2 protein-coding genes are annotated in these 2504 nt (G+C 53.4%); one reads left to right on the forward strand and one right to left on the reverse strand.

Going from position 1 to position 2504, the window contains the following annotated elements:
• On the reverse strand, positions 1-265 hold a 265-nt coding region (locus AN233_RS05920), incomplete at its 3' end, for an SOS response-associated peptidase family protein (protein WP_141654130.1).
• 301 nt (positions 266-566) lie between these two features.
• On the opposite strand from AN233_RS05920, the gene AN233_RS05925 reads away from it, so the two are divergent.
• Positions 567-2480: a DUF262 domain-containing protein gene (locus tag AN233_RS05925; RefSeq protein WP_058365906.1), complete on the forward strand. Its 1914-nt coding sequence runs from the start codon at positions 567-569 to the stop codon at positions 2478-2480.
• The last annotated feature ends 24 nt before the right edge of the window (positions 2481-2504 follow it).

The raw sequence follows: 2504 nt of genomic DNA on the forward strand, positions 1-2504 counted from the left end.
CCCATGCCCGCTCGAAGACACGGTTCTCGTCGGCAGTCTCGGAGCGAGCGTTGATGATCCCCTCCTCGGGCTCGTCCGCCCAGAACGGAATCAGCCCCCAGTGGTAGGCGTCGATCTCGTCTGGAGCCTCGTTCGTGACGATGTGGAGGTCGTCGCCCGGCGCGATGTTGTACCGGGGTGTGTACCCGCCGTCTGTGGCGACCTCGGCGTCGAAACGAGCCTCGAGGTCGGCCTGTTCGATGAAGAGCGAGTTTCGGCCACACATACCTGAGAGTTCGGAGGGAGGCATCTTCAACGTGGCCGCACAGAGACTTCGCAGCACCGACACACTTAACCAACATACACCCCTGCCAGGCACTGAGTGTTGGTTAACGGAGGCAATACTAGACAAGCCTGATTCTGGATACTTCTCGGAAACGAGCACACAACCCCAAAAATTCGGCGACTGAATCACCAACACCGTAACTCAACAGTTCAGCCAGGCCTTCGAGTTATCCTGGGCAGTATACATCCAGAATCGATGGGCGACGACAGAGTATTTATACTCTTCTTCCGTTCTGGTGACTATGTCCAGACAGGTCTCTGATTATTTGTCTGAAATAAACGACCACATCTTTCTTCCCGGCCTCCAGCGGGAGTTTGTCTGGAACCCCAGGCAGATTGAGGAGCTGTTCGATTCACTAATTCGGGATTATCCAATCGGAGCGATAACTGAGTGGAGAGTTCGAGCGGCAAATATCAGCGACTACAACTCGTATAATTTTCTGCGGATGTACGTTGCCGATGACTATCGGCCACCGGATCCAGTTTTGGCGGAATACGACCTCTACAATGAGGAGGTTGAAGACAAAGAACCGGAGATTCTGATTATAGACGGCCAGCAGCGCTTGAACTCGCTCTATATCGGTGTCGAGGGTGGAATTACAGTATATAATGGCGGACGGGGGAAGCCCAGCGATCAGCTCCAGTACTGGGAAGGCCAGCGGCTGTGTGTTGACCTATTCGGTCACCCAGAGTACGATCGCGACGATACAACAGGCGACTACGAGTTTGAGTTCAAATCGACAGGGAAGTTTGGAGGAACGGACGAGACCGGCTATTCCATGACCGGCGACACGCGACACCTGTGGATGCCGGTCGGGGAGTTATGGAACGGAGGCGACGACGGGGGCTCCGGGAACTCCACAGTGCTTGAGGGAAGAGCACTTAGCGAAGTCGTTGATGAATACGTGGACACCGCCGAATTGAGGGCGGACAACGAAACCCGCTACCAGCTGCGCAGTATTTCGATGGCCGTCGCGAGAGACATTACGAGCAACGTTCTACAGGACGATCTCGAAACAGACAGCACGAACAAGGACCGGTCCGAAATTCCCGAGATATTCACGAGGCTAAACATGGAGGGCTCTGATCCGAAGCCCTACCAGCTCCTCCTCTCAAAGCTAATGAGTTATTGGCCGTACGCGGAACAGGAGGACGAGCGAATCAATCCAAGGGAGGTCATCCAAGATTGGATTGACGAATTTAAACAGAAATTCCCTGAGTATGAGCAAGAAATCGACCGGAAGCTGTTTCTCCGATATTCAGCATACTTAGTCGGAACAGACCTCCTCCGCAGCAATCTTAGCAGTATCGATGAAGATAGAATGGACGAGATGCGCGAGCGGTGGCTGTATAATGAGCCCGTCGTCGCCGGACGGCGATTCGAGTGGTTTCGGACATCGCTCGAGAAGGCTTTCCAGACAGTAATCGAGAGCGGGATTCGGAGTTCGGTAATGAACACGATGCCCATCTTCGCACTACTTGGCGTGTTCTATTACCAGAATCCAGATGCTGAGGTCTCCGACGCGAACCGCGAGAGTGTTTTCCAGTTCGTCGCAAGAGCCCTCTTACTGAACAAGTACTACCAGGTTCTGACCTACGGAAAGTGTCGTAACTGGATGCGATACCTTCGCGAATGGGAACCAGAACCCAACGAGCCCATCGTTTTCCCAGGAGAGGAGCTATTTGAATCGGAGAATATCAGCCCATCTGCTGAAGATATCCGTCGAGTCGTAGCCAACGCTCGTTACGAGAGCAGCCCAGGAGAGCCTGTGTTTACCGACACAGATGTCACGGCAGTGCTCGGCCTCATTGAGGAATCATATACGCAATCGACGTCCACCAGTATTGGCGACTACTCGGTTGACCACATCTACCCGAAAAGCAGGGCAGAATCCGTATCAGAATCTGTTGGAGAGACTGTTGATCTTAATCGAATCGGGAATCTACAGCTGTTGCCACACGAGATGAACGAAGAAATCAAGAGCGACCAGTGGCCCCACGACTGGTTGGACGAGCTTGGCAACGCCGAGGCTGAGCGTATCCAACGTGTAAATCAGTATCCCGATATCGAGCCCACCCCGGAGAACGCACAGGCGTTTGTCCAGGCTCGCGAAGAGCAAATTACCGACTACCTGATAGACAAATACGTGAAGTAAAGAGAGAATTGCACGTCGCAGTGA

Origin of the sequence: Haloparvum sedimenti (genome assembly GCF_001462205.1) — an archaeon.
In the GTDB taxonomy this organism is placed as follows: domain Archaea; phylum Halobacteriota; class Halobacteria; order Halobacteriales; family Haloferacaceae; genus Haloparvum; species Haloparvum sedimenti.